The sequence below is a fragment of the Poritiphilus flavus genome, assembly GCF_009901585.1.
GTDB lineage: Bacteria > Bacteroidota > Bacteroidia > Flavobacteriales > Flavobacteriaceae > Poritiphilus > Poritiphilus flavus.
This window is the reverse complement of record NZ_WXYO01000005.1, coordinates 335,236-358,576: the sequence shown is the minus strand read 5'-3', so window position 1 is coordinate 358,576 and position 23,341 is coordinate 335,236. Positions and strand designations below refer to the sequence as shown.

The 23,341-nt window shown below is 45.1% G+C and carries 22 protein-coding genes and 1 pseudogene; 11 read left to right on the top strand and 12 right to left on the bottom strand.

Annotated elements, in window-relative coordinates; all coding sequences use genetic code 11:
- The first annotated feature begins 76 nt into the window (after positions 1-76).
- Entirely contained in the window at positions 77-1,096 is a 1,020-nt protein-coding gene (locus tag GTQ38_RS11890; protein WP_161435739.1) for an NAD-dependent epimerase/dehydratase family protein, read from the top strand.
- Here GTQ38_RS11890 and GTQ38_RS11885 read toward each other — a convergent pair.
- Genes GTQ38_RS11885 through GTQ38_RS11875 form a run of 3 tightly spaced genes read right to left on the bottom strand, consistent with a single transcriptional unit; the run spans position 1,089 to position 3,563 of the window.
- On the bottom strand, positions 1,089-1,496 hold the full coding sequence (locus tag GTQ38_RS11885; protein WP_161435738.1) for a DUF4296 domain-containing protein: 408 nt from the start codon (positions 1,494-1,496) through the stop codon (positions 1,089-1,091). The two genes, GTQ38_RS11890 and GTQ38_RS11885, sit on opposite strands and share 8 nt — an antisense overlap.
- Positions 1,496-2,833 (bottom strand): dihydroorotase, encoded by a 1,338-nt coding sequence (locus tag GTQ38_RS11880; RefSeq protein ID WP_161435737.1) that lies wholly within the window; start codon positions 2,831-2,833, stop codon positions 1,496-1,498. The genes GTQ38_RS11885 and GTQ38_RS11880 overlap by 1 nt, the downstream gene beginning before the upstream one ends.
- A gap of 1 nt (position 2,834) precedes the next feature.
- Positions 2,835-3,563, bottom strand: coding sequence for a polyprenol monophosphomannose synthase (locus GTQ38_RS11875; RefSeq protein ID WP_161435736.1), 729 nt, complete (start codon positions 3,561-3,563; stop codon positions 2,835-2,837).
- Positions 3,564-3,696: 133 nt separating this feature from the next.
- On the opposite strand from GTQ38_RS11875, the pseudogene GTQ38_RS21210 reads away from it, so the two are divergent.
- The 3 genes and pseudogenes from GTQ38_RS21210 to GTQ38_RS11860 all read left to right on the top strand — a co-directional run.
- Positions 3,697-4,290 (top strand): annotated as a pseudogene (locus GTQ38_RS21210) (ArnT family glycosyltransferase); the annotation flags it as partial.
- 1,073 nt (positions 4,291-5,363) lie between these two features.
- Positions 5,364-6,020 (top strand): DUF4271 domain-containing protein, encoded by a 657-nt coding sequence (locus GTQ38_RS11865; protein WP_161435734.1) that lies wholly within the window; start codon positions 5,364-5,366, stop codon positions 6,018-6,020.
- 5 nt (positions 6,021-6,025) lie between these two features.
- Positions 6,026-6,772, top strand: a complete 747-nt coding sequence (locus GTQ38_RS11860; protein ID WP_161435733.1) for a uroporphyrinogen-III synthase — start codon at positions 6,026-6,028, stop codon at positions 6,770-6,772.
- A gap of 142 nt (positions 6,773-6,914) precedes the next feature.
- On the opposite strand, the gene pckA is transcribed toward GTQ38_RS11860, so the two are convergent.
- Both pckA and GTQ38_RS11850 read right to left on the bottom strand, forming a co-directional pair.
- Entirely contained in the window at positions 6,915-8,531 is a 1,617-nt protein-coding gene (gene pckA, locus GTQ38_RS11855; protein ID WP_161435732.1) for a phosphoenolpyruvate carboxykinase (ATP), read from the bottom strand.
- 69 nt (positions 8,532-8,600) lie between these two features.
- Positions 8,601-8,987, bottom strand: coding sequence for a DUF423 domain-containing protein (locus GTQ38_RS11850; protein WP_161435731.1), 387 nt, complete (start codon positions 8,985-8,987; stop codon positions 8,601-8,603).
- Between the two features lie 82 nt (positions 8,988-9,069).
- Between GTQ38_RS11850 and GTQ38_RS11845 the strand changes: the two genes are divergently transcribed.
- Both GTQ38_RS11845 and GTQ38_RS11840 read left to right on the top strand, forming a co-directional pair.
- Positions 9,070-10,443: a saccharopine dehydrogenase family protein gene (locus GTQ38_RS11845; protein WP_161435730.1), complete on the top strand. Its 1,374-nt coding sequence runs from the start codon at positions 9,070-9,072 to the stop codon at positions 10,441-10,443.
- A gap of 48 nt (positions 10,444-10,491) precedes the next feature.
- Positions 10,492-10,962, top strand: coding sequence for an Lrp/AsnC ligand binding domain-containing protein (locus tag GTQ38_RS11840; RefSeq protein ID WP_161435729.1), 471 nt, complete (start codon positions 10,492-10,494; stop codon positions 10,960-10,962).
- 11 nt (positions 10,963-10,973) lie between these two features.
- On the opposite strand, the gene GTQ38_RS11835 is transcribed toward GTQ38_RS11840, so the two are convergent.
- The 4 genes from GTQ38_RS11835 to leuS all read right to left on the bottom strand — a co-directional run bounded on the left by GTQ38_RS11835 (position 10,974) and on the right by leuS (position 16,547).
- Positions 10,974-11,372: a GNAT family N-acetyltransferase gene (locus tag GTQ38_RS11835; RefSeq protein ID WP_317169072.1), complete on the bottom strand. Its 399-nt coding sequence runs from the start codon at positions 11,370-11,372 to the stop codon at positions 10,974-10,976.
- A gap of 63 nt (positions 11,373-11,435) precedes the next feature.
- Positions 11,436-12,134, bottom strand: coding sequence for a zinc metallopeptidase (locus tag GTQ38_RS11830; RefSeq protein WP_161435728.1), 699 nt, complete (start codon positions 12,132-12,134; stop codon positions 11,436-11,438).
- Between the two features lie 97 nt (positions 12,135-12,231).
- The gene (gene ald / locus GTQ38_RS11825; protein ID WP_161435727.1) at positions 12,232-13,332 is read right to left on the bottom strand and encodes an alanine dehydrogenase; all 1,101 of its coding nucleotides are present in this window, start codon (positions 13,330-13,332) and stop codon (positions 12,232-12,234) included.
- Between the two features lie 380 nt (positions 13,333-13,712).
- Entirely contained in the window at positions 13,713-16,547 is a 2,835-nt protein-coding gene (gene leuS, locus GTQ38_RS11820; protein WP_161435726.1) for a leucine--tRNA ligase, read from the bottom strand.
- 158 nt (positions 16,548-16,705) lie between these two features.
- Between leuS and GTQ38_RS11815 the strand changes: the two genes are divergently transcribed.
- From GTQ38_RS11815 to GTQ38_RS11795, 5 genes are all read left to right on the top strand, one after another.
- Positions 16,706-17,584 carry a cell division protein FtsX gene (locus GTQ38_RS11815; protein ID WP_161435725.1) on the top strand — a complete coding sequence of 293 codons (879 nt, stop codon included), beginning with the start codon at positions 16,706-16,708 and terminating at the stop codon, positions 17,582-17,584.
- A gap of 9 nt (positions 17,585-17,593) precedes the next feature.
- Positions 17,594-17,863 carry a DUF3098 domain-containing protein gene (locus tag GTQ38_RS11810; protein ID WP_161435724.1) on the top strand — a complete coding sequence of 90 codons (270 nt, stop codon included), beginning with the start codon at positions 17,594-17,596 and terminating at the stop codon, positions 17,861-17,863.
- Positions 17,864-18,658, top strand: coding sequence for an undecaprenyl-diphosphate phosphatase (locus tag GTQ38_RS11805; RefSeq protein WP_161435723.1), 795 nt, complete (start codon positions 17,864-17,866; stop codon positions 18,656-18,658).
- 187 nt (positions 18,659-18,845) lie between these two features.
- A complete protein-coding gene (gene truB, locus GTQ38_RS11800; RefSeq protein ID WP_161435722.1) occupies positions 18,846-19,553 on the top strand; it encodes a tRNA pseudouridine(55) synthase TruB in 708 nt (235 codons plus the stop codon).
- 71 nt (positions 19,554-19,624) lie between these two features.
- Complete coding sequence (locus GTQ38_RS11795) at positions 19,625-20,350, top strand: hypothetical protein (protein ID WP_161435721.1); 726 nt, start codon at positions 19,625-19,627, stop codon at positions 20,348-20,350.
- Here the strand turns inward: GTQ38_RS11795 and GTQ38_RS11790 are convergent.
- The 3 genes from GTQ38_RS11790 to GTQ38_RS11780 form a co-directional block, all read right to left on the bottom strand.
- Positions 20,333-20,965, bottom strand: a complete 633-nt coding sequence (locus tag GTQ38_RS11790; protein WP_161435720.1) for a thioredoxin family protein — start codon at positions 20,963-20,965, stop codon at positions 20,333-20,335. The two genes, GTQ38_RS11795 and GTQ38_RS11790, sit on opposite strands and share 18 nt — an antisense overlap.
- Before the next feature lie 76 nt (positions 20,966-21,041).
- On the bottom strand, positions 21,042-21,920 hold the full coding sequence (locus tag GTQ38_RS11785) for a YitT family protein (protein ID WP_161435719.1): 879 nt from the start codon (positions 21,918-21,920) through the stop codon (positions 21,042-21,044).
- A 13-nt stretch (positions 21,921-21,933) separates the two neighbouring features.
- Complete coding sequence (locus tag GTQ38_RS11780) at positions 21,934-23,337, bottom strand: TolC family protein (protein WP_238857908.1); 1,404 nt, start codon at positions 23,335-23,337, stop codon at positions 21,934-21,936.
- Positions 23,338-23,341: the final 4 nt, after the last annotated feature.

Genomic DNA, 23,341 nt, shown 5'->3' with positions numbered 1-23,341 from the left:
CAATAAAATATAGGTCTTTTGTCGAATTTTCCATTTGTGCAATCTATAAATTCGGAGATTTAAGTAAATTAGAACTATGATTCTAGTCACTGGTGGAACAGGTCTTGTCGGAACTCATCTTATACTTCATCTGTTGCATACTAACGAAAGGCTACGTGCGATTCGAAGAAAGTCCAGTGACCTGGAACGCGTAAAGAGGATCTTTTCCTATTATTCCTCAAATCCCGAAGAGTTGTTTCAGAAAATTGAATGGGTAGAAGCAGAACTGAATGATATCCCATCGCTGGAATCAGCCTTTAAAGGAATAACCCAGGTGTACCATTGCGCCGCGCTGATCTCCTTTGACCCCGCTGACTTTCAAGAACTACAGAAAGTAAACCAGGCGGGTACCACCAATATTGTGAACCTAAGTGTCTCGAACGAGGTGAAAAAGCTCTGTTATGTCAGCTCTATAGCAACCATAGGAAAAAGTCTTAACGGAGTTATGGCTACCGAAGAAACCGAATGGATAGGGGAAGACGTAAACGTATACGCTTTGAGTAAGCATCTGGCAGAGCTTGAGGTTTGGCGTGCTGCCCAGGAAGGCGTCCCGGTGGTGATCGTAAATCCGGGAGTAATTTTGGGACCTGGATTCTGGGATTCCGGGAGCGGCGTATTGTTTAAAATGGGCGCCAAAGGTCCCAGTTTCTATCCACCCGGAGGTACCGGTTTTGTAACGGTTACCGATGTGGTAAGGATTATGGTCCATTTGATGGATTCCAAGGTTACCAATGAGCGCTTCATAGCTGTCGACAAAAACCTGAAGTACCAGGAGATCCTGTCCAAAATCGCAAGAGAATTCGGAAAAAGGAGCCCAAAGCGGGTTTTAAAGTTCTGGCAATTGGAAATTCTTTGGCGGATAGACTATATGTGGTCCAAATTGAGTGGTTCTGGTAGGAAATTAACCAAAAAAGGCGTACAGTCGCTTAGAAGTCGGCAATTCTATGACAACAGCAAAGTTGTCAAGGCGTTGAATTTTGATTTTGAGTTAATGGAAGGCAATATCTACTATACCTGCAACCGCTATAAAGAGGAGCATCCGCAGTTGTTCAGTTAGTGTTCTTTTTGGTTTGGATCCGGGCGTCTTCGTTAGCTTCTTTGATGCTATCCCGGGTCTTATCTTTTTTAGCTTGCATTTTTTCGCGTTCCTTTTCCAACCTGGCTTCTACATCCAGGTATATGGATTCGTATTCCTGGGGTAGGGAAATGTAGTAAACATTGCTTTCAGCCAGTTGAAGGCTATCTATCTCATATTTGTCATAGACGTATTGCATGGGATCCACCCCATTTTTATCCAGGATATTGACATCAATGCTCTTTCCGGCATTAATGATGGCCAGGTCGTAAATAATAGCTATCATCTTCTCTTTAGGAATGAGATTCTCAGGGGGTTCTACCACCTTTTCTCCACAAGCAAAGAGCAACAAAACCAGTAAAACTTTACATACACTTTTCATCAGTCGCGATCAAAGGTGAGTCTCATGGCATTTCTTTTTTCAGACAAGATCCCGTTCTCATAGGCAAGGTGTCCGTTGACAAAGGTATGAGTAATTCCACTTTTAAAGGATACTCCTTCAAAGGGAGACCATCCGCATTTGTAGAGAATATTGCCTTTGTTCACAGCCCATGTGGCATCCAGGTCTACCACAGCCAGGTCTGCGTAATATCCTTCTCTAAGGAAACCTCTTCCTGAAACATCAAAAAGTATGGCAGGGTTATGGCACATCTTTTCAACGATCCGCTCCAGGCTGATCTTTCCATTGTGATAATTCTCCAGCATAGCCGGCAGCGCATGCTGCACCAGTGGGCCGCCTGAAGGCGCTTTGGTATAGACCCCGGCCTTTTCTTCCAGGGTATGAGGAGCATGGTCCGTAGCAACTACATCAATTCGGTCGTCCAAAAGGGCTTCCCACAATTGGGCCCGATCTGCAGCCGTCTTAACAGCTGGGTTCCATTTGATTTTGGTGCCCTGTTCCAGGTAATCCGCATCGGAGAACCATAAATGATGTATACAAACTTCTGCGGTTATCTTTTTTTGTTGCAGCGGTAAATCGTGGTTGAAAAGCCCGGTCTCCTTGCCTGTGGAAAGATGAAAAACATGTAACCTCGCTCCGGTTTGCCGGGCCAGTTCCACTGCACGTGAAGAAGACAGGTAACAGGCCTCCTCACTCCTGATCTTAGGATGCAGTTCTACAGGTATATCATCTCCGTAAATGGATTGGTAATGAGCCAGGTTATTGCGGATGGTGGTTTCATCTTCGCAATGCGCGCAAATCACCAGTTCCGTATTGCTGAAGATCCGCTCGATCACTTCCTCATCATCTACAAGCATGTTACCCGTAGAGGAGCCAAGGAACATTTTTACGCCTGAACATGCCTTCTTATCCAAAAGTTTCAACTCCTCAAGGTTGTCATTGGTACATCCGAAGGGAAAAGAGTAATTGGCAAAAGAAGATTCGGCAGCCATGCCGAATTTTGCCTCCAGTTTTTCCCGGGTAGTGGTCTGAGGAACGGTATTCGGTTGTTCCATAAAAGAGGTGATCCCCCCGGCAACCGCCGCACGGCTTTCGGTAGCAATGGACCCCTTGTGGGTAAGGCCGGGTTCCCTGAAATGAACCTGATCATCTATAATCCCTGGAAGCAAGAGCTTGGCCTCCAGATCGATGACCTCAGCCGTATCGTCTGAGATCTCAGTATCTATTCTTGAGATGCGGGAACCTTCTATCAATAGGTCACCCTCAATGATCTGACCTTCGTTTACCAATTTGGCGTTCTTCAGAAGGGTCTTTTTCATATTAAAAGGTTTTTTTCTTCAACAGGCTTCTTATTTTCATTCGGATTACCCCAAAGACTGCTTCCCAAATAATTTTGGTGCTCATTTTGGACTTTCCTTTTTCCCTATCTGTAAATATGATGGAGATCTCCTCAATTTTGAACTTCTTGAGATATGCCCTGAACTTCATCTCTATCTGAAAGGCATATCCAATAAAACGGACCGCATCTAGATCTATGGTCTCCAGTACCTTGCGCTTATAGCATACAAATCCCGCTGTGGGGTCGTGTACCTTCATTCCAGTAATCACTTTCACATAAAAAGAAGCTCCATAGGACAAGAGGACTCGGTACAATGGCCAATTCACCACATTTACCCCTTTTTTATAACGAGATCCCACAGCCACATCAGCTCCGTTAAGGCAAGCCCGGTGCAATCTCAGCAGATCTGAAGGCCGGTGAGAAAAATCCGCGTCCATTTCAAAAATGTAGTCGTATTTCCTTTCAATAGCCCATTTGAAACCATGTATATACGCGGTTCCTAATCCTGATTTCTCCTTCCTTACCTCAAGGAAAAGCCGGTCCGAAAATCGATCCTGCAATTCCCTCACGGCATCCGCTGTACCATCAGGTGAGTTGTCGTCCACAATAAGGACATCAAAGGATTTTTGCAATTCAAAAACAGCTTCAATGATGGCCTTTACATTTTCTATCTCATTATATGTAGGGATGATAACTAAGCTGTCCGACATGTACTTTATTAACAATTTGAGCAAAAGTACTACATTAAAAAAATCAGGAGCCCTTAAAGCCGCAATTTTATATTTTCTTTTCAAATTGCGGAATAGCGATTATTTGTAATTTTGGACGGAAGCAATACTCCGGATGAAACCTAAACTACCCAGACTTTTTCTCTATTTGCTAGGGGCGGTCTTCCTACTCAACCTTTTGCAGGGCGCTTTTACCGAACTCCTTTTTGACGAGGCCTATTATTGGCATTATTCCCGTGAAATGGCATGGGGTTATTTTGATCATCCCCCCATGGTAGCCCTACTCATTAAGATCGGCAGCATGTTTTTCGATGGGGAATTAGGAGTGCGATTTATGAGTTCCCTGCTTTCCGTTGGGACTATCTGGATACTTTGGGCTACCCTTGAAGAAGAAAAAAAGTCGGACTTTGTGCTTCCTTTTTTTGTGTTGGTATTTTCCATGCCCTTGCTGAATGCATATGGTTTTTTTACGCTGCCGGACACTTCCTTACTATTTTTCACAGCGCTTTTTTTACTGATCTATAAAAAGTTCATACAAGAGCCATCATGGGTGTTGTCCCTTGCGCTAGGGGTATGTATGGCAGCACTGGTCTACAGTAAATATCACGGGGTTCTGGTGATACTGTTTGTACTGCTATCCAACCTGAAATTACTTAAGAACAAACACGCCTGGGTAGCGGTAGTAATATCACTCATATGTTTTAGCCCGCATTTTCTTTGGTTGGTCCGGAATGACTTTATTTCCATTCGCTATCACCTCTTTGAAAGACCTAACCAGGCCTACGAGTTCTTTGAGTTTACCGGAGGATATTTTCTGAACCTGATTGCCTTATTCGGTCTTACTTTTCCCTGGGTCTATTGGGCACTTTTCAAGTCGCGGTCTTCGGATACTTTTACCCGAGCTTTGCTTTACCTCACTTATGGGGTAATGGTGTTTTTCCTCATTTCCAGCTTTCAGCGAAGGGTGCAAACCCAATGGCTTATACTGATCTGTATTCCATTGGCCATCCTCGCCTTTAGGTTTATGATGAGGGAAAAGCAAAGTATGAAATGGATAATGCGGACTGGAATAGCTAATATTGTTGTCCTGCTGGTGCTTAGGGTTGGGCTGGTTTATGAACCCCTATTCCCTGTCGCTTTCGAAACCCATGGAAATAAGAGATGGGTAGATGCTATAAAATCTCAGATCGGTGATATGCCTGTAGTATTTGAAAACTCTTACCGGGAAGCTTCCATGTACGCCTTTTATTCTGAGAACCCCTCTTTCTCCCTGAATAACATTTATTACCGGAAAAATCAGTATTCTATAGATGGTTCGGAGGCCATGGTACAACACCAGAGAATACTTCAGATATCCAAATACCTGAAAAGCGGGGATCTGTCTTACGAAGGGCCTGGGGAAAAGCGCTATTACGGTATTTTTAAGCCGGATTTTGAGTCTTTCAGGAAGCTGGAGTGTAAGCTTAAGCAAAAAGATATCAGTGTTTCGGATGAGGAGGTCTCGCTGGATGTATTCAATCCGTATTCAGAGTCCATAGCACTTGAGAAACTCCGATTCGCCGTTGCCTATATGAATACCTATAAAAAAGTTCAGGAAGTAAAAATAATTGAGGCTACCCCAATAAATAAAAGCGTGAAGGCGTTAAGACCTGGGGAGACTACCTCATTCAGCTTCGCAATGCCAGCACCGGGAGCGGGTGAAAACCCAGTGTATTTTAAACTTTGCATTGCGGAAAATGAGTTGCATTGGGGTCTGAACGGTGAAACCTTAAAACTAAACTGATGGAACCTATTTTAAGAACAGGCGGCACGGTAGACTGGATCACAGTTACCCTATTTGCCAGTTTGTTGTTTTTGGTAGTGGCCAAAAGCCTATTCTACGGAAGGTTCCTGAATTTTATCATCCTTCCCTTCAACAACAAATACGTAGTAATGTACAATAAGAAGGACAAGCTACTGAACTGGTTCCATATTTTCCTCACCGTTTTTCAGCTGCTTAATTGTGCTTTGTTCCTTCACTTTGTCTGGCAGATCCTGATCAGCCCGGCGAACCGCTCCCAACTGATTATTTTTATCTCAATTCTTGGTGCCCTAATACTATTCCTGCTGCTAAAGGTTTTTCTGCAACTGAGCAATGGTTTTGTCTTCAACAATACCAAAGTAATTTCAGAATTCATTTTTAGAAAGTTGTCTTACCTCAATTACAGCGCCCTGATCATGTTTGTGACCAATGTGCTATTGGCCTATGTGTTCGAAGGATCGAAAGCTGTGGTTTTCGTAAGCATTTTTGTAATTATCGTCATAAATGGTATAGGCTGGTTCTCAATTCTAAAGAATCATCAAAAATTCATAGCCAGCTACTTTTTCTATTTTATTTTGTACCTTTGCGCACTCGAATTTGCACCCTTCATCATAATTGCAAACTATCTTAAAGACTAAGGTATATGAAAGTAAAGACGATTTTGGTTTCGCAGCCTGAACCAAAAATGGAAAACTCTCCGTACTTACGACTTATTGAAAAAGAGAAAGTTAAAGTAGATTTCAGACCCTTCATCCACGTGGAAGGAGTAGATGCTAAAGGGGTCCGTCAGCAGAAAATTGACCTGAACAACTACACTGCAATTATTCTTACAAGTCGCAACTCTGTAGACCATTTTTTCCGAATTGCCGAAGAAATGCGTTTCAAAGTACCAGATACCATGAAGTATTTCTGCCAGTCGGAAGCGGTGGCTTTTTACCTTCAAAAGTATGTGGTATACCGCAAGCGGAAGATCTATGTGGGGCAAAGGAATTTTAACGAACTGCTTCCGCTATTTAAAAAATACAAGGAAGAATCCTATTTACTCCCTTCTTCAGACGTCTTAAAACCAGCCATTCCGGAAACACTGGAGCAATCTGGCATCAATTGGACACGAGGTATTTTCTACAAAACTGTGATCAGCGACCTGTCCGATCTTCGCGACGTTTACTACGATGTACTTGTATTCTTCAGCCCTTCCGGAATAGAATCCCTGCTAAAGAATTTTCCGGATTTTGAACAGAACAACACACGCATCGCGGTGTTTGGAAACTCTACAGTTAAGGCTGCTACCGATGCCGGTCTTCGCATAGATATCAAGGCTCCTACTCCGGAGACACCTTCTATGACCATGGCATTGCAGAAATACATTACCAGCGTTAATAAGAAATAACGTCAAATCATATCCTATAAAAAGGCATAAATTGATTTTTGCCATATAGGTTTCTGCCCATCCGGCGAACATCGCCAGACAGGCAAGAACTGGATAGGACTATTCCCGTTTTCCAAGAGCCCACTGTAAACCCTTCTTTCGATTAGAAGGCGTATCGTTGAGGCCCACCACGGCGAATTTCTTCATTGGCATAAGATTCAAACTTCTTAAAGTTATGCCGGAAGGCGTTGGAAAGCTTAAAAGCGGTCTTATAATACGCATCATCGTTATTCCAGGTGGCCCGGGGGCTCAGTACACTGGTGGGTACTCCGGGACACTCTCTTGGCTGTGCCACTCCAAAAACAGAGTGAATATGATAGGTGTCGTAGGTATACAATCCCAACTTCCCGCTTAAGGCCGCATGTATCATCGCACGGGTATATTTGAGTTTCATCCGGGTTCCCACACCGTACGGACCACCAGTCCAACCTGTATTCACCAGCCAGACATTTACGCCGGACTCCTTCATTTTCTTACTTAGCATTTCCGCGTAAACCGTAGGGTGTAAGGGCATAAAGGGCGCGCCGAAACAGGCAGAGAATTCCGTTACCGGCTCTACTACCCCGGCTTCAGTACCGGCTACCTTAGCCGTGTACCCGGAAATGAAATGGTAGGCCGCCTGGCTTGGGGTAAGTTTAGAGATAGGAGGTAAAACGCCAAAGGCGTCGGCCGTAAGAAAGAAAATATTCTTGATGTTGTCCCCTATGGATGGCTCCTGGATATTTTCAATATGATAGATCGGGTAACTGACACGGGTATTCTGCGTCACAGTGGAATCAGTATAATCCACCACCCCGGCATCATCCATAACCACATTTTCAAGGATAGCTCCTTTTTTAATGGCCTGATAGATCTCAGGTTCTTTCTCTTCAGAAAGGTCTATCACCTTGGCATAGCAGCCGCCTTCAAAATTGAAAACACTGTTTTTCTTTGTCCAGCCATGCTCATCATCCCCTATCAGCTTTCTAAGCGGATCCGTTGAAAGCGTGGTTTTTCCGGTACCCGAAAGACCAAAGAAAAGTGCTGTATCGCCGGCCTCTCCTATATTGGCGGAGCAGTGCATTGGCAACACCTCTTTATACACCGGAAGTATGAAATTCAAAGCGGAAAAAATACCCTTTTTAATCTCTCCGGTGTAACCCGTACCCCCAACCAATGCTATTTTCTTGCTAAAATTGAGGATGGCGAAATTGTGTTGCCTGGTACCGTCTATTTCAGGCTCTGCATAAAATCCGGGCGCATTGATCACCGTCCATTCCGCTTCAAAATCCTTGAGATCTTCTTCGTCTGGCCTGAGGAACATATTGTATACAAACAAATTAGACCAGGGGTATTCATTGATCACCCTGATGTTCATTCGGTAATCAGGGTCGGCGCAGGAATAGCAGTCCCGTACGAACAACTCCTTATCGTTGAGATAGGCTATTACCTTATCATACAGCGCGTCAAACTTGTCGCTCTCAAAGGGAATATTGATCTTCCCCCACCAGATCTTGTCTTCGGTTATCTCATCTTTAACGATAAAGCGGTCCATGGGAGACCTTCCTGTAAATTCGCCGGTGCTCACTGCCAGGGCCCCGCTGGAAGCTTCACGTCCCATACCTTTTTTAATGGTGATCTCGTGGAGTTCATCAGGGGTGAGTTGATAATGAGCACGCTCATTTTTAATGCCGTAATCCTTTAACGAAATCGATTTCGTTTTAGGGTCAGATGCAGTCATAAAAGTGGTTTTTTAGTTGGGGTCAAAATTAAAAAAATAAATGCCATTGCTCTCATCAAAACGGAGAGTTTAGCTGAAGTGCTTAAAAACACGATAACCAAGAAGTAACCATCCCAGTATGAGGAATAAACCTCCGAGGGGGGTTAGTAGAGCTATGATGCCGAAATCGATCCCGGTAATAGCCTCAGTGGACAAAAAATAGATAGAAAAAGAAAAGAGCAGTACGCCTGAAATAATGAAAAAGAAGACCTGTTTTTTGGCCGTCTGCCCCAGTTGATTTTCCATTCCGAGGACAAGCAAAAAAAGCGCGTGATACATTTGGTATCGCACACCGGTTTCAAAACTCTTTAAGGCGTCTGCCTCCAATACTTTTTCCAGTCCATGGGCTCCGAACGCCCCCAGGGCGATGCCCAGTAGTCCGAAAAAAATGCCCGTTCCAAAGATTGTTTTGTTCATAACTTGAGAACCTTCTTTTTTTGTAAATGTAACAATTTGATACCTTAGCGGCCGTTATAAGTTTGCAAAACAGGGAAAATTGATGCTTCGAAAAATTCTTGTCATCGGCGCTGGTAAATCTACATCATATTTGTTGGATTACTTCCTCGAAAGGGCGAAGGAAGAGCAATTACATCTTATCATAGCGGACAGGGAGCCAGAAAAAATTGGGGAAGAACTCCAATCGCATCCCAGTTGTGAGGTAATCCGCCTGGACATTTTCGAAGATAAGGCCAGGCAGGAAGCGGTAAAAGACGCGGATATCGTGGTGTCTATGCTTCCTCCACGTTTGCATATAAAAGTTGCTGAAGATTGCATAAGCTATGAAAAGCATTTGGTGACCGCCTCTTATGTCAGTGAGGAGATAAAAGGTCTGGATGAAGCCGCGAAGAAAAAAGGCCTTGTTTTTATGAACGAGATCGGGCTGGATCCGGGTATAGATCACATGAGCGCTATGCAGATCATTGACAGGATAAGGGCTAATGGCGGTAAGATGATACTTTTCGAGTCCTTTACCGGCGGGCTGGTTGCTCCGGAATCCGATGACAACCTCTGGAATTATAAATTTACCTGGAACCCGCGTAATGTTGTCGTGGCAGGGCAGGGCGGTGCAGCGAAATTCATACAGGAAGGCACCTATAAATACATCCCCTACCACAAATTATTCCGCCGAACGGAGTTCCTGAATATAGAAGGTTATGGAAAATTCGAGGGGTATGCCAACCGGGATTCCCTGAAATACCGCGAAGCCTATGGCTTAAGCGACGCCCTTACCCTGTACCGGGGGACCATGAGGAGGGTTGGCTTTTCCAAGGCCTGGAACATTTTTGTGCAGCTGGGAATGACCGATGATAGTTATATAGTTGAAAATTCAGAGAACATGTCTTACCGGGAATTCCTGAATCTCTTTTTGCCGTATTCCCCGACAGACTCGGTTGAGCTTAAGCTCAGGCACTATCTGAAAATAGACCAGGATGACATAATGTGGGAAAAGCTCCTGGAACTGGACCTTTTTAATCCGGATAAGACTATTGGGCTAAAAGATGCCAGTCCGGCTCAGATGCTTCAAAAAATTTTGGAAGACAGTTGGACACTTACGGAAGAGGATCGCGATATGATAGTGATGTACCACAAGTTCGGCTTTATCCTCAATGGCAAAAAAAGACAGCTGGACGCCAATATGGTGGTTACCGGAGAGAATCACAGCCATACGGCCATGGCCAAAACCGTTGGTCTGCCTGTGGCAATGGCAGCCCTTCTAATCCTCAACGGAAAAATTACCACCCCCGGAGTACAAATACCTATTCGTCAGGAAGTATACGAACCCATTCTAAAGGAACTTAAAGAATACGGCGTAAGCTTTAAGGAATTCGAAACCCCCTATTTGGGATACAATCCCGATTCTGTTGCCATTTAATAACTGAAAGTATAAGTAGTATATTTATAGTATTATTGAAATCATAATATGAGATCACCTAACAATACTATAAATATTGACGGGATTGACAAGAAAATCCTAAGATTCTTAATGCAGGACGCCAGAATGCCTATTCTGGAAATTGCACGCAGCATTGGGATATCCGGTGCGGCCATCCATCAGCGACTGCGAAAACTGGAACGCTCCGGCCTGATATCAGGTTCAAAGTTTGTAATCAATCCCAAGATACTGGGCTATACCACCATGGCTTATATTGGCATATTCCTGGACAAAGCCATGAGCAACCCAAGAGCTGTCAAAGAACTGGAAAAGATCCCTGAGGTGTTGGAGTGTCACTACACCACCGGAAACTGGTCCATCCTGATCAAGGTGTTGTGCAAGGACAATGCCCACCTGATGAATGTCCTCAACAAGAATATACAGCGAATTGAAGGGGTTTCCAGGACGGAGACCTTTATTTCCCTGGATCAGCAAATTGACCGGCAGATCACCATCTGATCAGGCTTGGCTCAATCAAAATTGTACATCAGTATATCTCCTTCATCCAGCCTCCCACCGGCGGCTTCATAGGCTTTTTTCGCGGCGCTATTGCCGGAATCTGTCAGTACCCAGGCGCCTCGTTTACATCCCAATGTTTTGCTGTGATCTACAAGCGCTTTCAGGATTTTCCTGCCTATTCCCATGTTTTGAAAGGAGGGCAAAACTCCCACTTCGTTTATAAACAGCTCCGCCTCCTTATCCGGATGCACATAGTGAAACCCCGATGCCATACCAATAATGTTATCTTCGGCAAAAGCCAGCATCAGATGATGCCTGGGATCTTTTAAGAACTCCTCGGCCATATCCGTCTTAATATCGTGGTCAAATAAAGCGGCGCCTACTTGCGTAAGCGCCCCTAAATCTTCTATTGAAGCCAGTTTTATGACAATATCAGCTTCGATAATACTGTATTGTTAAGTTTGTTTCTTTCCTTAATCCCTTCCTCCAAAAACCTGTAAAGCAAAGTAGAAGAGGGTGGCCAGGGATCCGATAGCAGCGACCAAATAGGTTCTTGCTGCCCATTTCAAAGCATCTTCAGAGCCTTTGTATTCTTGTTGAGTAACCATGCGTTTCTGTCTGAGCCATTTTAGCGCCCGGTTACTGGCATCGTATTCTACCGGTAAGGTGATAAAGCTAAAGAGCGTCGCAAAACCCATCATTACGAGGCCTGCCACAGCGATCCAAAAGCCAAGCCCCATTCCGGTTGCCGCTCCCAACATCAATCCACCAAAAACAACCCACATAGACATTCCCGAGGTAACACTTACCACTGGTACCAGTTTAGAGCGCATAGTAAGCCATTCATAGGCCTGGGCATGTTGTACCGCATGTCCGCATTCGTGGGCCGCAACCGCAGCCGCGGCCGCATTCCTTTGGTTGTATACCCCTTCACTAAGATTTACCGTTTTATTTCTGGGATTGTAGTGATCCGTAAGCATTCCGGGGGTAGAGATCACCTTCACATCCCTGATACCGTGGTCTGCCAACATCCTTTCTGCAATTTCCGCACCGCTCATTCCGTTTTGCAGGTGAACCTTGGAGTAATGCCTGAACTTGTTTTTAAGCCGGCTGCTTACCAACCAACTCACCAGGGCAATACCTCCAATTAACAAATAATATCCTGTTAACATAACTTTTCCTTTTTAATTAGTGTCCATTAAAGTTACGACATCTAAAGCAAAAACCCCGCCATTCCTGACGGGGTTCACAAAACTGACAAAATGTACTCTAATTAAAAACTGCTTCCCATGTAAATGCTTCGATAATTTCTTTATAAACCACTTCTCCGTCAAGGATATTCAGTCCTTTTTGGAGTCCCGGATCGAGACTACAGGCCTTTTCCCAACCGAGATTGGCAAGTTTTAATACATAGGGCAGGGTAACATTGGTCAACGCCATGGTTGATGTGTGCGGAACAGCACCCGGCATATTGGCTACCGCATAGTGTACCACATCGTCTATGATGTATATTGGGTCTTCGTGAGTAGTGGCCTTTGTGGTCTCCACGCATCCACCCTGATCTACCGCCACATCGACGATCACGGTTCCCGGACGCATTTCCTTAAGCATATCCCGGGTAATCAGATTGGGTGCCTTAGACCCTTTGAGCAACACTCCTCCAATAATGAGGTCGTGGGTTTTGATATGCCTTCTGATATTGTATTCATTAGAGAATTCGGTGACCACGTGGTTCGGCATAACGTCATTCACGTATCGAAGCCTTTTCATATTGACATCCATGATGGTAACATGGGCCCCCAGACCGGCTGCCATTTTAGCAGCCTGTATACCAACCACTCCGGCGCCCAGTACCAGGACCTTTCCGGGAGCTACTCCGGGTACACCACCCAGAAGTACGCCCCGCCCTTTTACGGGTTTCTCCAGGTATTTTGCTCCCTGCTGTATGGCCATTCTTCCGGCAACTTCGGACATGGGTGTCAACAGGGGTAAACTCCCGTCCTCATCCTCCACGGTTTCATAGGCAATACAAATGGACTTACTCGCGATCATGGCTTTGGTGAGCCGCTCGCTGGAAGCAAAATGAAAATAGGTAAAAACGATCTGTCCCTTCTGAATTAGCGGATATTCTTCTTCTATGGGTTCTTTGACCTTTACGATCATCTCACTCATCGCATAGACCTGGCCGATAGTATCCACTATTACAGCGCCTGCCTGCTGATAATCACTGTTAAAAAAGCCACTGCCCTCTCCCGCACCCGATTGTACGTATACGGTATGGCCGTTCTTTACAAGCTCCAGCACACCGGCCGGAGTCATCCCTACTCTACTCTCGTTGTTTTTGATTTCTTTTGGAACACCTACGATCATTTTGTTATATGGTTTTATTGTTCAGGTCAAAATTGTGTCAAATCCAACAAAAAAAGAAATAAAATCGATAAAAAGTAGGGGGTGTTCCGTTCAAAAACATATTTTTTTAAGTTTTACCCCTAAATTTTTAGGGGGTAAAGTTCAAAAATCTACATTTTTTTATTCCGATACAAGAATTTTATAGGGTATAGGATAATACTGGCTGTCTAAAAAGAACGGTTTGTCCGTTCGAGCGGAGTCGAGAACTCATCAGAGGTCGAATTATAGAATACATCTCGACTGCCTGCCCGACTATGTGGATCAGGCGGGCGCTCGATGTGACCAATGCACATACGAAGCTTTTTAGACAGCCTCTTTAAGAAGTTGGAATTACTAAGCTTTTAGCCCACTACATTGACGATCTTCCCGGGAACCACGATCACCTTTTTGGGTGTTCTTCCCTGTAGTTGTTGTTGGGTTCTTTCGTGGGCCAGTACTGCCGCCTCAATTTCTTCCCTGGGCATATCCAATGGGAACTCCAACTTAAAACGCATTTTTCCGTTGAAGGAAATGGGGTATTCCTTGGTGCTTTCTACCAGGAACTTATCATCAAATTCCGGAAAAGCGACAGAAGCGATGGATGAATTATGTCCCAGACGCTCCCAAAGTTCCTCTGCCACATGCGGGGCATAAGGAGAGAGTATAATAGCCAGGGGTTCCAAAATGGCCCTGGATCTACATTTTTGAGCCGAAAGTTCATTGACACAGATCATAAAAGTAGAGACTGAGGTATTGAAAGAGAAGTCTTCTATATCTTCCTCTACCTTTTTAATGGTCTTATGCAGGGTTTTGAGGTTTTCCTTAGCGGGTTCATCATCAGATACCTCAAAAGTGCCGTCAGGGCCTGTGTGATATAATTTCCAGAGTTTCTTAAGGAAACTGTGAACCCCGGTAATCCCGGCTGTATTCCACGGTTTGGACTGCTCAAGCGGGCCGAGGAACATTTCGTACAAGCGCAGTGAATCTGCCCCGTACTGCTGACAGATAGCATCCGGGTTCACTACATTGTACTTGGACTTGGACATTTTTTCAACATCCCTACCTACAATAAATTTGCCGTTCTCCAGCACAAACTCCGCATCCTTAAATTCCGGCCGCCAGGCTTTAAACCCTTCTACATTCAGCTCATTGGACGTATTGACAAGGGATACATCGGCGTGGATGGGATCTACCTTTTTTCCGGAGATCAAGCCCGCGGAAAGCACCTGATTTGTCTCTACCTCCCGGTATACAAAGGCACTATTACCAAGGATCATCCCCTGGTTGATCAACTTTTTGGCATATTCCTCAACAGGTGCCAGGCCAAGATCGAACATGAACTTTTGCCAGAAACGGGAATACAGCAAATGCCCGGTGGCATGCTCTATACCACCGATATACAGATCAACCTGTTTCCAGTAGTCAATGGCCTCTTTGGAAAAAATGGCTTCTTCGTTATGCGGGTCCATATAGCGGTTGAAATACTGTGAGCTTCCTGCCCAACCCGGCATGGTATTAAGTTCCAACGGAAATATCGTCTTGTGATCGATGAGCTCATTGCTTACAACCGTGGATTGCTTACTGTCCCAGGCCCAGACCTTTGCATTCCCCAATGGAGGTTCTCCGGTTTCCGTAGGCAGGTATTTTGCCACTTCTGGCAATTTTAAAGGCAGGTGTTCTTCAGCGATCATCCGAGGCATCTCATCAACATAGTAGACCGGAAAGGGCTCTCCCCAATACCGCTGCCTGCTAAAAACCGCGTCCCGCAAACGATAGTTTATCTTACCTTCCCCTTTGCCGATCTTTTCGAGCTCGGAAATGATCTTTTTGGTAGCATCCTTATAAGACAAGCCGTTCAGAAAATCTGAATTAGCTATTACCGTCCTCTCCTTATTGGCAAAAGCCTCTTCGGAAATATCCACCCCTTCGAAGATATTAGGGATATCAATACCAAAGTTCCTGGCAAAATCATAATCCCGCTGATCTCCACAGGGTACGGACATCACCGCCCCGGTGCCATATCCGGCCAGTACATAATCCCCAATCCAGATAGGGATGGGTTCAGCTGTGAATGGATGTTCCGCGTAAGCCCCGGTAAATGCTCCGGTAACCACCTTGACCTCCGAAAGCCTGTCCCGTTCTGATCGTTTTGCGGTAGCCTCCACATAGGCATCTACCTCGGCTTTCTGTTCTGAAGTGGTTATTTTAGCGACCAGTTCGTGTTCCGGGGCCAGGGTCATAAAACTGGCTCCGAAAATGGTATCCGGCCTCGTGGTAAAAACATCAATAGGGTAACTTTCCTTTGTTTCCGCTGAGGGAACAGTCTTAAAGGTAACGGAAGCACCCTCAGACCTGCCAATCCAGTTCGTCTGTGCGTCCTTCAAGGGCTGCGGCCAGTCTATGGTATCCAGTCCGTCCAATAACCTTTGAGCATAGGCGGTTATACGCATACTCCATTGGGTCATTTTTTTCCGGACTACCGGATGCCCGCCCCTCTCGGAAACCCCATTCACTATTTCGTCATTGGCCAGTACCGTACCCAATGCGGGGCACCAGTTTACTTCGGTATCCGCCAGGTAGGTAAGCCGGTATTTCAGCAATATTTGCTGTTGCTCTTTGTCTTTAAAGGCCTTCCACTGTTCCGCGGTAAAATGCGGTGTGTCTTCATCGCATGCGGCATTGACGCTGCTATTGCCACTAGCCTGGAATTCCGGGATCAGATCAGAGATCGGACGAGCTTTATCCGCCTCATTGTCGTACCAGGAATGGAATAGCTGAATGAACACCCATTGGGTCCATTTATAATATTTGGGATCACTGGTGCGTACCTCTCGGGACCAGTCAAAAGAAAACCCGAGCTGATCCAGCTGCCGTCTATAGGTTTTGATATTCTCTTCCGTGGTAAGGGCCGGATGCTGGCCGGTTTGGATGGCATATTGTTCAGCGGGCAGTCCGAAACTATCGTAGCCTTGTGGATGAAGCACGTTGAATCCCTTATGCCTTTTGTATCGGGCATAGATGTCACTTGCGATATAGCCAAGAGGATGCCCCACATGTAGTCCGGCTCCGGAAGGATAAGGAAACATGTCCAGGACATAGTACTTGGGCTTGGCTGATTCATTGGTGGCTTTGAAAGTCTGCTGCTCCGCCCAGTAAGCCTGCCACTTTTTCTCGATCTCCTTAAAATGGTAACTCATAATCGTTCTTCTGAGGTTGTTCACCTGCAATGCAAAATAAAAAAGGATCATCCCTGGGCCTCCGTGTACTCCTGACCCTGGGATGACCTCATTTTTTCTAGGCGCAAAAATAAGTCGAATCCATTTACTTTCCTATTTTTACGTATTCTTAAGCCGCAATGAGCAAATCTTTTGAACGTTATCAAAAACGGAAACTCATCTCTTCTTACTTCTCGGTGGTGTTAAGTATCGGGCTAGTACTTTTCTTATTGGGTATTTTGGGCATGTTGGTCCTCAACACCAAAAAACTGGCCGATCATTTCAAGGAACAGATAACCATATCCGTATTTCTAAAGGACAGTGCCAAGCAGGTAGAGATAGACCAGCTGCAGAAAAGCCTGGCCATGTCAGACTATACAAAATCCGCCACCTTTGTGTCCAAAGAAGAGGCAGCTGAGCAGCACAGCGAGGAGATAGGCGAGAACTTCCTGGATTTCCTCGGTTACAACCCGCTAAAGAATTCGGTGGACGTAAAATTGAATGCTGATTTTGTATCTACCGAACAGATAGAAGTGATTGCGGAGGAGATCGCGGCCAGGAGCTTTGTGGAAGAAGTGAGCTATGACCGCCCACTGATCGCCTTACTTACTGAAAATGTGAAGAAGATCAGTTTTTGGATATTGGTGGCCAGTGCCGTATTTACCTTTATCGCGGTCTTACTTATAAACAGTTCCATACGCCTTTCCATTTATTCCAAGCGCTTTATCATAAAAACCATGCAGATGGTGGGGGCCACTAAAAAATTCATCAGAAAGCCTTTCATCTGGACCAATATAAAACTGGGAATGATAGGGGCCTTTGTTGCCCTGCTTGCCCTTGGATTAGTGATGTACTATATAGACCTGAACTTTCCCGAACTGCAGTTATTTCAGGACGTGTTGATCCTGAGTGTTCTTTTTGTCAGTGTTTTTGTATTGGGCGTGCTTATTTCGTTGATTAGCACTTATTTTGCCACCCAACGCTTCCTAAATCTTAGGACGGATGATTTATATTATTAACTTTGCCGGATGAGCAAGAAGCAAACTAGTCAACAGGACAAAAAGCCCAAGGCAGAGTTCATCTTTCAGAAAAGGAATTACCTTTTTATGGCTATTGGGTTGGCCTGTATTGCCCTGGGGTTCCTTCTGATGAGCGGTGGAGGAAGTGACGACCCGAATGTTTTCAACCCGGAGATATACAGTTTTAGAAGAATTCGCCTGGCACCCACCCTGGTGCTGATTGGCCTGGGCATTGAAGTCTATGCTATTTTGTTAAATCCGCACAAGAAAAAAAAGTAATTGGAAGTAATTGACGCGATCATCCTGGGGATTGTACAGGGCCTCACCGAATTTCTTCCTGTTTCGTCCAGCGGTCACCTGGAATTGGGAAAAGCGATATTGGGAGACGATTCCATCCCTCAGGAAAGTCTGCTGTTCACGGTTGTACTCCACTTTGCCACCGCCCTTAGTACCATTGTAGTTTTCAGGAAAGATGTTTTGGATATCTTTAAAGGCTTGTTTCAATTCAAGTGGAACGAAGAGACGCAATTTTCATTAAAGATCATTATCTCCATGATCCCTGCAGCCCTGATAGGACTACTATTTGAAGAGCAACTCGAGTCCTTTTTTGGCGGTGATATCCGCTTTGTCGGGCTCATGTTATTGGTCACTGCTGTTCTGCTATTTCTGGCAGATCGTGCCAAGGATACCGACAAAGGAGTGTCTTACTGGAAGTCCTTTATCATAGGGGTTTCACAAGCCATAGCCGTACTCCCGGGGATTTCCAGGAGTGGTGCGACTATTTCAACTTCGGTTTTGTTAGGGGTTGATAAAAGCAGGGCCGCACGCTTCTCCTTCTTAATGGTAGTACCTCTGATCCTTGGTAAAATGGCAAAGGATATCTTTAGCGGGCAGCTCAATTTTGAAAGTGAGCAGACCGTAGCCATGGGAGCCGGCTTTGTCGCAGCCTTTATTGCAGGGCTGGTAGCCTGTACCTGGATGATCCAATTAGTGCGCAAGAGCAAGCTGACTTATTTCGCTATTTACTGCCTTATAGTGGGATGTATTGCAATTGGGTACAGTTTTTGGGGTTAATATTGTAAATCCCAGCTGAACCTTTGCAAAATGAGTATGATTATGGGTTTATGGCAATTGATTTCAGTCTTTCTTTTAATTTTATCTCCGGTAGGTCTGTTTTTTCTCGGTTACTTTATCGGAAGCGGCAACCTGCCCAAAAGCAGTACTAAAGAAAGAGAGGCTGCAAATTTTCAAAAGATTACGGATGAAAAGTAAGGAAGATTTTCTGGAAGGTCAGATCCTGCTTATAGATAAGCCTTTGGAGTGGACATCCTTTCAGGCTGTCAATGCCGTTCGCTGGGCCATCAGAAGAGCATTTAACCTTAAAAAAATAAAGGTCGGCCATGCGGGAACCCTGGATCCGCTGGCTACCGGGCTTTTACTTATCTGTACCGGGAAATTCACTAAAAGGATCAGTGAGCTACAGGGCCAGAACAAGGAATATACCGGAACGATTACCCTGGGCGCCACAACGCCTTCCTACGATCTTGAGACTGAGATAGACCAAAGGTTTCCAACGGACAATATTAGCCCGGAGGCAATTTACCAGGCTGCAGGCCAACTAACAGGTACCCTGGAACAGCTTCCTCCCGTATTCTCCGCCCTGAAGAAAGACGGAAAACGACTTTATGAATATGCCAGGGACGGTAAAGAAGTGGCTCTAAAGGCACGGACCATTGAAATACTGTCTTTTGAGATCACGGCAATACAAATTCCTGAAGTGCAATTTAAAGTCCAATGCGGAAAAGGGACTTATATAAGATCTCTGGCCCATGATTTTGGCCAGATATTGGGCTGTGGGGCACATTTGTCCGAGCTGAGAAGAACCAAAATAGGGGATTATAACGTAGATAATTCGCTAGCCCCTAAAGATTTTTCGGAAAGATTGACTACAAAAAACATAAAAGCTTGATTTTGTAGGATCTAACTTTTCGATTCAACGATTTTTTAAAATATTTTCTGAAAAAAGCGGTTATAAGCAGTATGAACCTGAACAGAAGTCAACTTTCTTTTCTTATCACTTTTTTCTCCTTGTCCATCATGGTACTGTTGTTGTACAACATCCATCTTGGGGCTGAGGCAAAGGAGGAATATGTGATAGAGATGAGCCTGGCCGACGAGGACCTGGAGGAGTTGCTGGAAGAACAGGAAAAGCTTCTGGAGGAAATGGCTAAGGCAGACCCTATTAAGAGCCATATGGCTTTTAACGAAACGGCCAAGCCCACCTACGGTAACCCTGAGCCCTTAAAGACGTTGGAGGAAATCATGGAGGAGAAGGAAGCCGCAAGTGACGAAGACCTCAAGGATTTTCTGGATTCGGAAGATAGTTATACCGCAAACCTTAAAGAACTCGCCAAAAAACGAGAAGAACTCAAGGAAATGCTTGGGGAGAAGGAGGCACAGAAGCAGGAATTTACCCAGAACCTTGCAAAACGAAAAACTTCGGTATCGTATTCCCTGGTGGGAAGAACAGGTTATCGCTTACCACCACCGATCTATACCTGTATTGAGGGTGGCAAGGTAGTTATCAATATTGAGGTAGATGCCAATGGAAATGTCATAGAGGCGGATTTTAACGATAAAAGTTCAGGAACTTCCAACGGCTGCCTGGTGGATAACGCCATCACTTATGCCCTGAGGGCCAAGTTCAGCTCCTCTAACCTCGCCATGCAGAAAGGCACCATTACCTATTTATTCCAGAGCAAGTAGTTGCATCAGGTCCTTGAAAGTATCCTTACCCTTGTCCCTGTTGTACCACATTTGCAGATCCTGTTTAAATTCCTTGGACAGTTTACCGTGAACGGCCTTGTAATCCGCTGCCAACTTAGTCGCGGTTGACGGCCTTGGGCCCCAGCTGCCTAAAACTTCAAAGGAACCCTTGTCAACCATGATCAGCTTGGGTATGGACATCGCCTGATTGGTAAGGAACCTGCTCATAAGTTCGGGATTCTCATCCCGGAGCAATACCCTGAGCGTGATATTAGGTGAGGCCTCGGCAATTTTATTCATGACCGGCATAGTGGGTGCAGCATCCCCACACCAGCTTTCCGTTAGCACTAGCCAAAGGATCTCCCTGGGATAGGCAGCGATCTTTGCCAACGCATCCTCGGTTACACTGAATTTCTTATCCCATCGCTTTATGCGACGGTCGTTTAACAAAGTATAATTCTCATTAGCGGGGGTATATTCTCCTGTAGTGTTACCAGATCTAGCCAGGCTGTCCATTAAAGAAGTGTATTCTTTATAAGACATGGACCCGGGCAGGCTATCCCGGATCAGATCCTCCGTAGGTTTCGTCATGGTTTCCTTTACTTGATCTTTCATTATGCTGTATTAGTTATCGCCAAATGCCCTCAGGCGATTAATCTGCCAGCTATTGGTAGTATAATGGTGCCAAAACTTACAATGCCCGCTTTTTGACCATTCCTCCCCGGGTATCATTAATACTGCTCATGACCACAAAGGCGTTGGGATCTATCCTTTGAATTTCTTTATTCAGTCTACTAATCTCCAGTCGGGTGATCACGGTATAGATCACGTCGTACTCATTGTGAATTCCGTTTTTGCCATAACCTCCCTGGGCCTTATATATGGTTAAACCCCTTCCGAGCTTTTCGGTAACCATAATCCGTATTTCGTCGCTGTGTTTGGAAATGATGGTAACCCCGGTGTATTCCTCAATTCCTTCCACAACAAAATCCAGGGTCCTGGAGGCTGCCAGATAGGTTAGCATAGAATACAGCGCAGATTCTATGGAAAGGAGATAAGCCGCTGCCAGGAAAATTATGATATTGATGATAATGATAAGGTCTCCGATCTTGGTACCCAGTTTTTTACTCAGGAATATGGCCAGGACTTCCGTTCCGTCCAGTACTCCGCCTCCGCGAATAGAAAGACCTATACCTGCACCCAGAAAGAAACCTCCGAAAACGGCTACCAGCAGCCTGTCTTCGGTCACTTCCGGAAAATTGATCCAGGCCAGGGTAAGACCCAGGGCCAAAATCGCCAGACTTGCTTTGATCGCAAAATTCTTTCCAATAACCTTCCACCCAAGTATGAGAAAGGGAATATTCACCAATATGACCAAAAGCCAAAGGGGCTGCGAGCTAACTTCTGTAATGAGTAGAGAGATCCCTGTAACGCCGCCATCAATAAAGCGATTTGGCAACAGGAAGCTTTCCAAACCAAATGCCGCCGCAAAAACACCGGTAATTATAAATAGGGTCTCCCTTAGGACTGTTTTGAAGTTGCCGATCGTTCTATCCGAATTATTTTCCATATCGCCTGCCGTTTCAAAGTCCTTCCGGATTAATGGCCATGCTGTTGAACAACTTGGCTTTGGTACCGAAATACTTGTTCTGTACCTCATTTTGCTTTAGCTCGGCATCGATCAGCGCACTCTCCCGGGAATTGATCAGGAATAGTGAACTTTCACCAAAACTGAATTTCCTTTCTTCGGCCCGAAGCAGCCGGGCGTAATTGGTTACAATGTCCAGTATTAGTTGATTCTGATTTTCAAAAGAAGCTAATTCAGTATACAGGGCCTGTATCTTATTCTGGATCTGGATCTCCGTATTGTCAAACTCAAAACGGGCTTCACGGAGCTTGAATTTTGACAAGCGTAGATCCCCTCGCTCCTTTCGCAGAAAGAGTGGAAAACGGAACTTAACACCTCCCTTATACTCCTGTGTCTCAAAGGAACGAATGACCTCAGGGGTTTCTGTAAGAAAGTTGTATTCCAGGTCTATTTGTGGTAATAATTTATTTGCTTTCAGACGTCTGTCCACCTCCAGGCCGTCAATCTTGAATCCCAAAGATCTCAACTTCGGGTGCTCTTCCAAGATAAAACCATCTAAGGGGTTTTCCGGTATCTCCAGGGCATAATCTATGTCAGCCTCAGGATTATTATCCGGAATTACATTGGGTTGTAATTCAATAGGTATGTTGTCGCCAATCCAGAGAAAATTGGATAGTTCCAGAGCCCTGTTATTTAGCCTTACCTTTGCCTGCTCCAGGCTCAAGGCCCTGTTCTGTACTGCTATTTTTGCCTCTACGGTATCGATTGCCGCGATATCTCCGCTTAGAGCGCTCTGCCGGATCCCCTCAAAACGGGTCTGAGCGTTGGTCAAAAAATTGCCGAATATCTGGCTGTCCTTATACGCCTGCAGCCAGTCAAAATAGGCCAGAGATGCCTGAAAAAGGATTTCGTTCACCTCTACGTCCCGGTCTGCCTGGGTCTGATTTCTAAAGAATTTTGCCTTTCTAAGGGTGGCCATTCTCTCGTTGATCCAAAGTCCCTGTCCCACGGATACTGAGACTCCGGCACTGTAAAGGCCATCTGTTGGCAGGGTTTCATCCTGGTTAATAAAATCTCCTTCATTTTGCTCAAAATTTGCCTTTAGTTCTATTCCGTACCAGGTCGGGATCTTAAAGGTGGCATTCAAACGGTCATAGTATTCCGTTCCCTCAAATTTCTTCCTGTCGTAATCCACCTCGATCTTGGGATCAAAACCTCCGCGGGAACGCATCAGATTGGCTTCCCCGATCTCAATGTTCAGTTCGGCTTGCTTTGTTACAGGATGGTATTTTTTCACATAGCCCAGGTACTCCTTAAAACTCATCACAAGGGTATCCTGCCCCCTGAGTTGACCAAGGGAGAGCAATATGAAGAAATATATGATCCCGCGGAATTTCATGCTA

Coding starts and splice junctions, on each gene's coding strand:
- GTQ38_RS11890 (WP_161435739.1), top strand. CDS start 77: ATGATTCTAGTCACTGGTGGAACAGGTCTTGTCGGAACTCATCTTATA.
- GTQ38_RS11885 (WP_161435738.1), bottom strand. CDS start 1,496: ATGAAAAGTGTATGTAAAGTTTTACTGGTTTTGTTGCTCTTTGCTTGT.
- GTQ38_RS11880 (WP_161435737.1), bottom strand. CDS start 2,833: ATGAAAAAGACCCTTCTGAAGAACGCCAAATTGGTAAACGAAGGTCAG.
- GTQ38_RS11875 (WP_161435736.1), bottom strand. CDS start 3,563: ATGTCGGACAGCTTAGTTATCATCCCTACATATAATGAGATAGAAAAT.
- GTQ38_RS11865 (WP_161435734.1), top strand. CDS start 5,364: ATGGAACCTATTTTAAGAACAGGCGGCACGGTAGACTGGATCACAGTT.
- GTQ38_RS11860 (WP_161435733.1), top strand. CDS start 6,026: ATGAAAGTAAAGACGATTTTGGTTTCGCAGCCTGAACCAAAAATGGAA.
- pckA (WP_161435732.1), bottom strand. CDS start 8,531: ATGACTGCATCTGACCCTAAAACGAAATCGATTTCGTTAAAGGATTAC.
- GTQ38_RS11850 (WP_161435731.1), bottom strand. CDS start 8,987: ATGAACAAAACAATCTTTGGAACGGGCATTTTTTTCGGACTACTGGGC.
- GTQ38_RS11845 (WP_161435730.1), top strand. CDS start 9,070: ATGCTTCGAAAAATTCTTGTCATCGGCGCTGGTAAATCTACATCATAT.
- GTQ38_RS11840 (WP_161435729.1), top strand. CDS start 10,492: ATGAGATCACCTAACAATACTATAAATATTGACGGGATTGACAAGAAA.
- GTQ38_RS11830 (WP_161435728.1), bottom strand. CDS start 12,134: ATGTTAACAGGATATTATTTGTTAATTGGAGGTATTGCCCTGGTGAGT.
- ald (WP_161435727.1), bottom strand. CDS start 13,332: ATGATCGTAGGTGTTCCAAAAGAAATCAAAAACAACGAGAGTAGAGTA.
- leuS (WP_161435726.1), bottom strand. CDS start 16,547: ATGAGTTACCATTTTAAGGAGATCGAGAAAAAGTGGCAGGCTTACTGG.
- GTQ38_RS11815 (WP_161435725.1), top strand. CDS start 16,706: ATGAGCAAATCTTTTGAACGTTATCAAAAACGGAAACTCATCTCTTCT.
- GTQ38_RS11810 (WP_161435724.1), top strand. CDS start 17,594: ATGAGCAAGAAGCAAACTAGTCAACAGGACAAAAAGCCCAAGGCAGAG.
- truB (WP_161435722.1), top strand. CDS start 18,846: ATGAAAAGTAAGGAAGATTTTCTGGAAGGTCAGATCCTGCTTATAGAT.
- GTQ38_RS11795 (WP_161435721.1), top strand. CDS start 19,625: ATGAACCTGAACAGAAGTCAACTTTCTTTTCTTATCACTTTTTTCTCC.
- GTQ38_RS11790 (WP_161435720.1), bottom strand. CDS start 20,965: ATGAAAGATCAAGTAAAGGAAACCATGACGAAACCTACGGAGGATCTG.
- GTQ38_RS11785 (WP_161435719.1), bottom strand. CDS start 21,920: ATGGAAAATAATTCGGATAGAACGATCGGCAACTTCAAAACAGTCCTA.
- GTQ38_RS11780 (WP_238857908.1), bottom strand. CDS start 23,337: ATGAAATTCCGCGGGATCATATATTTCTTCATATTGCTCTCCCTTGGT.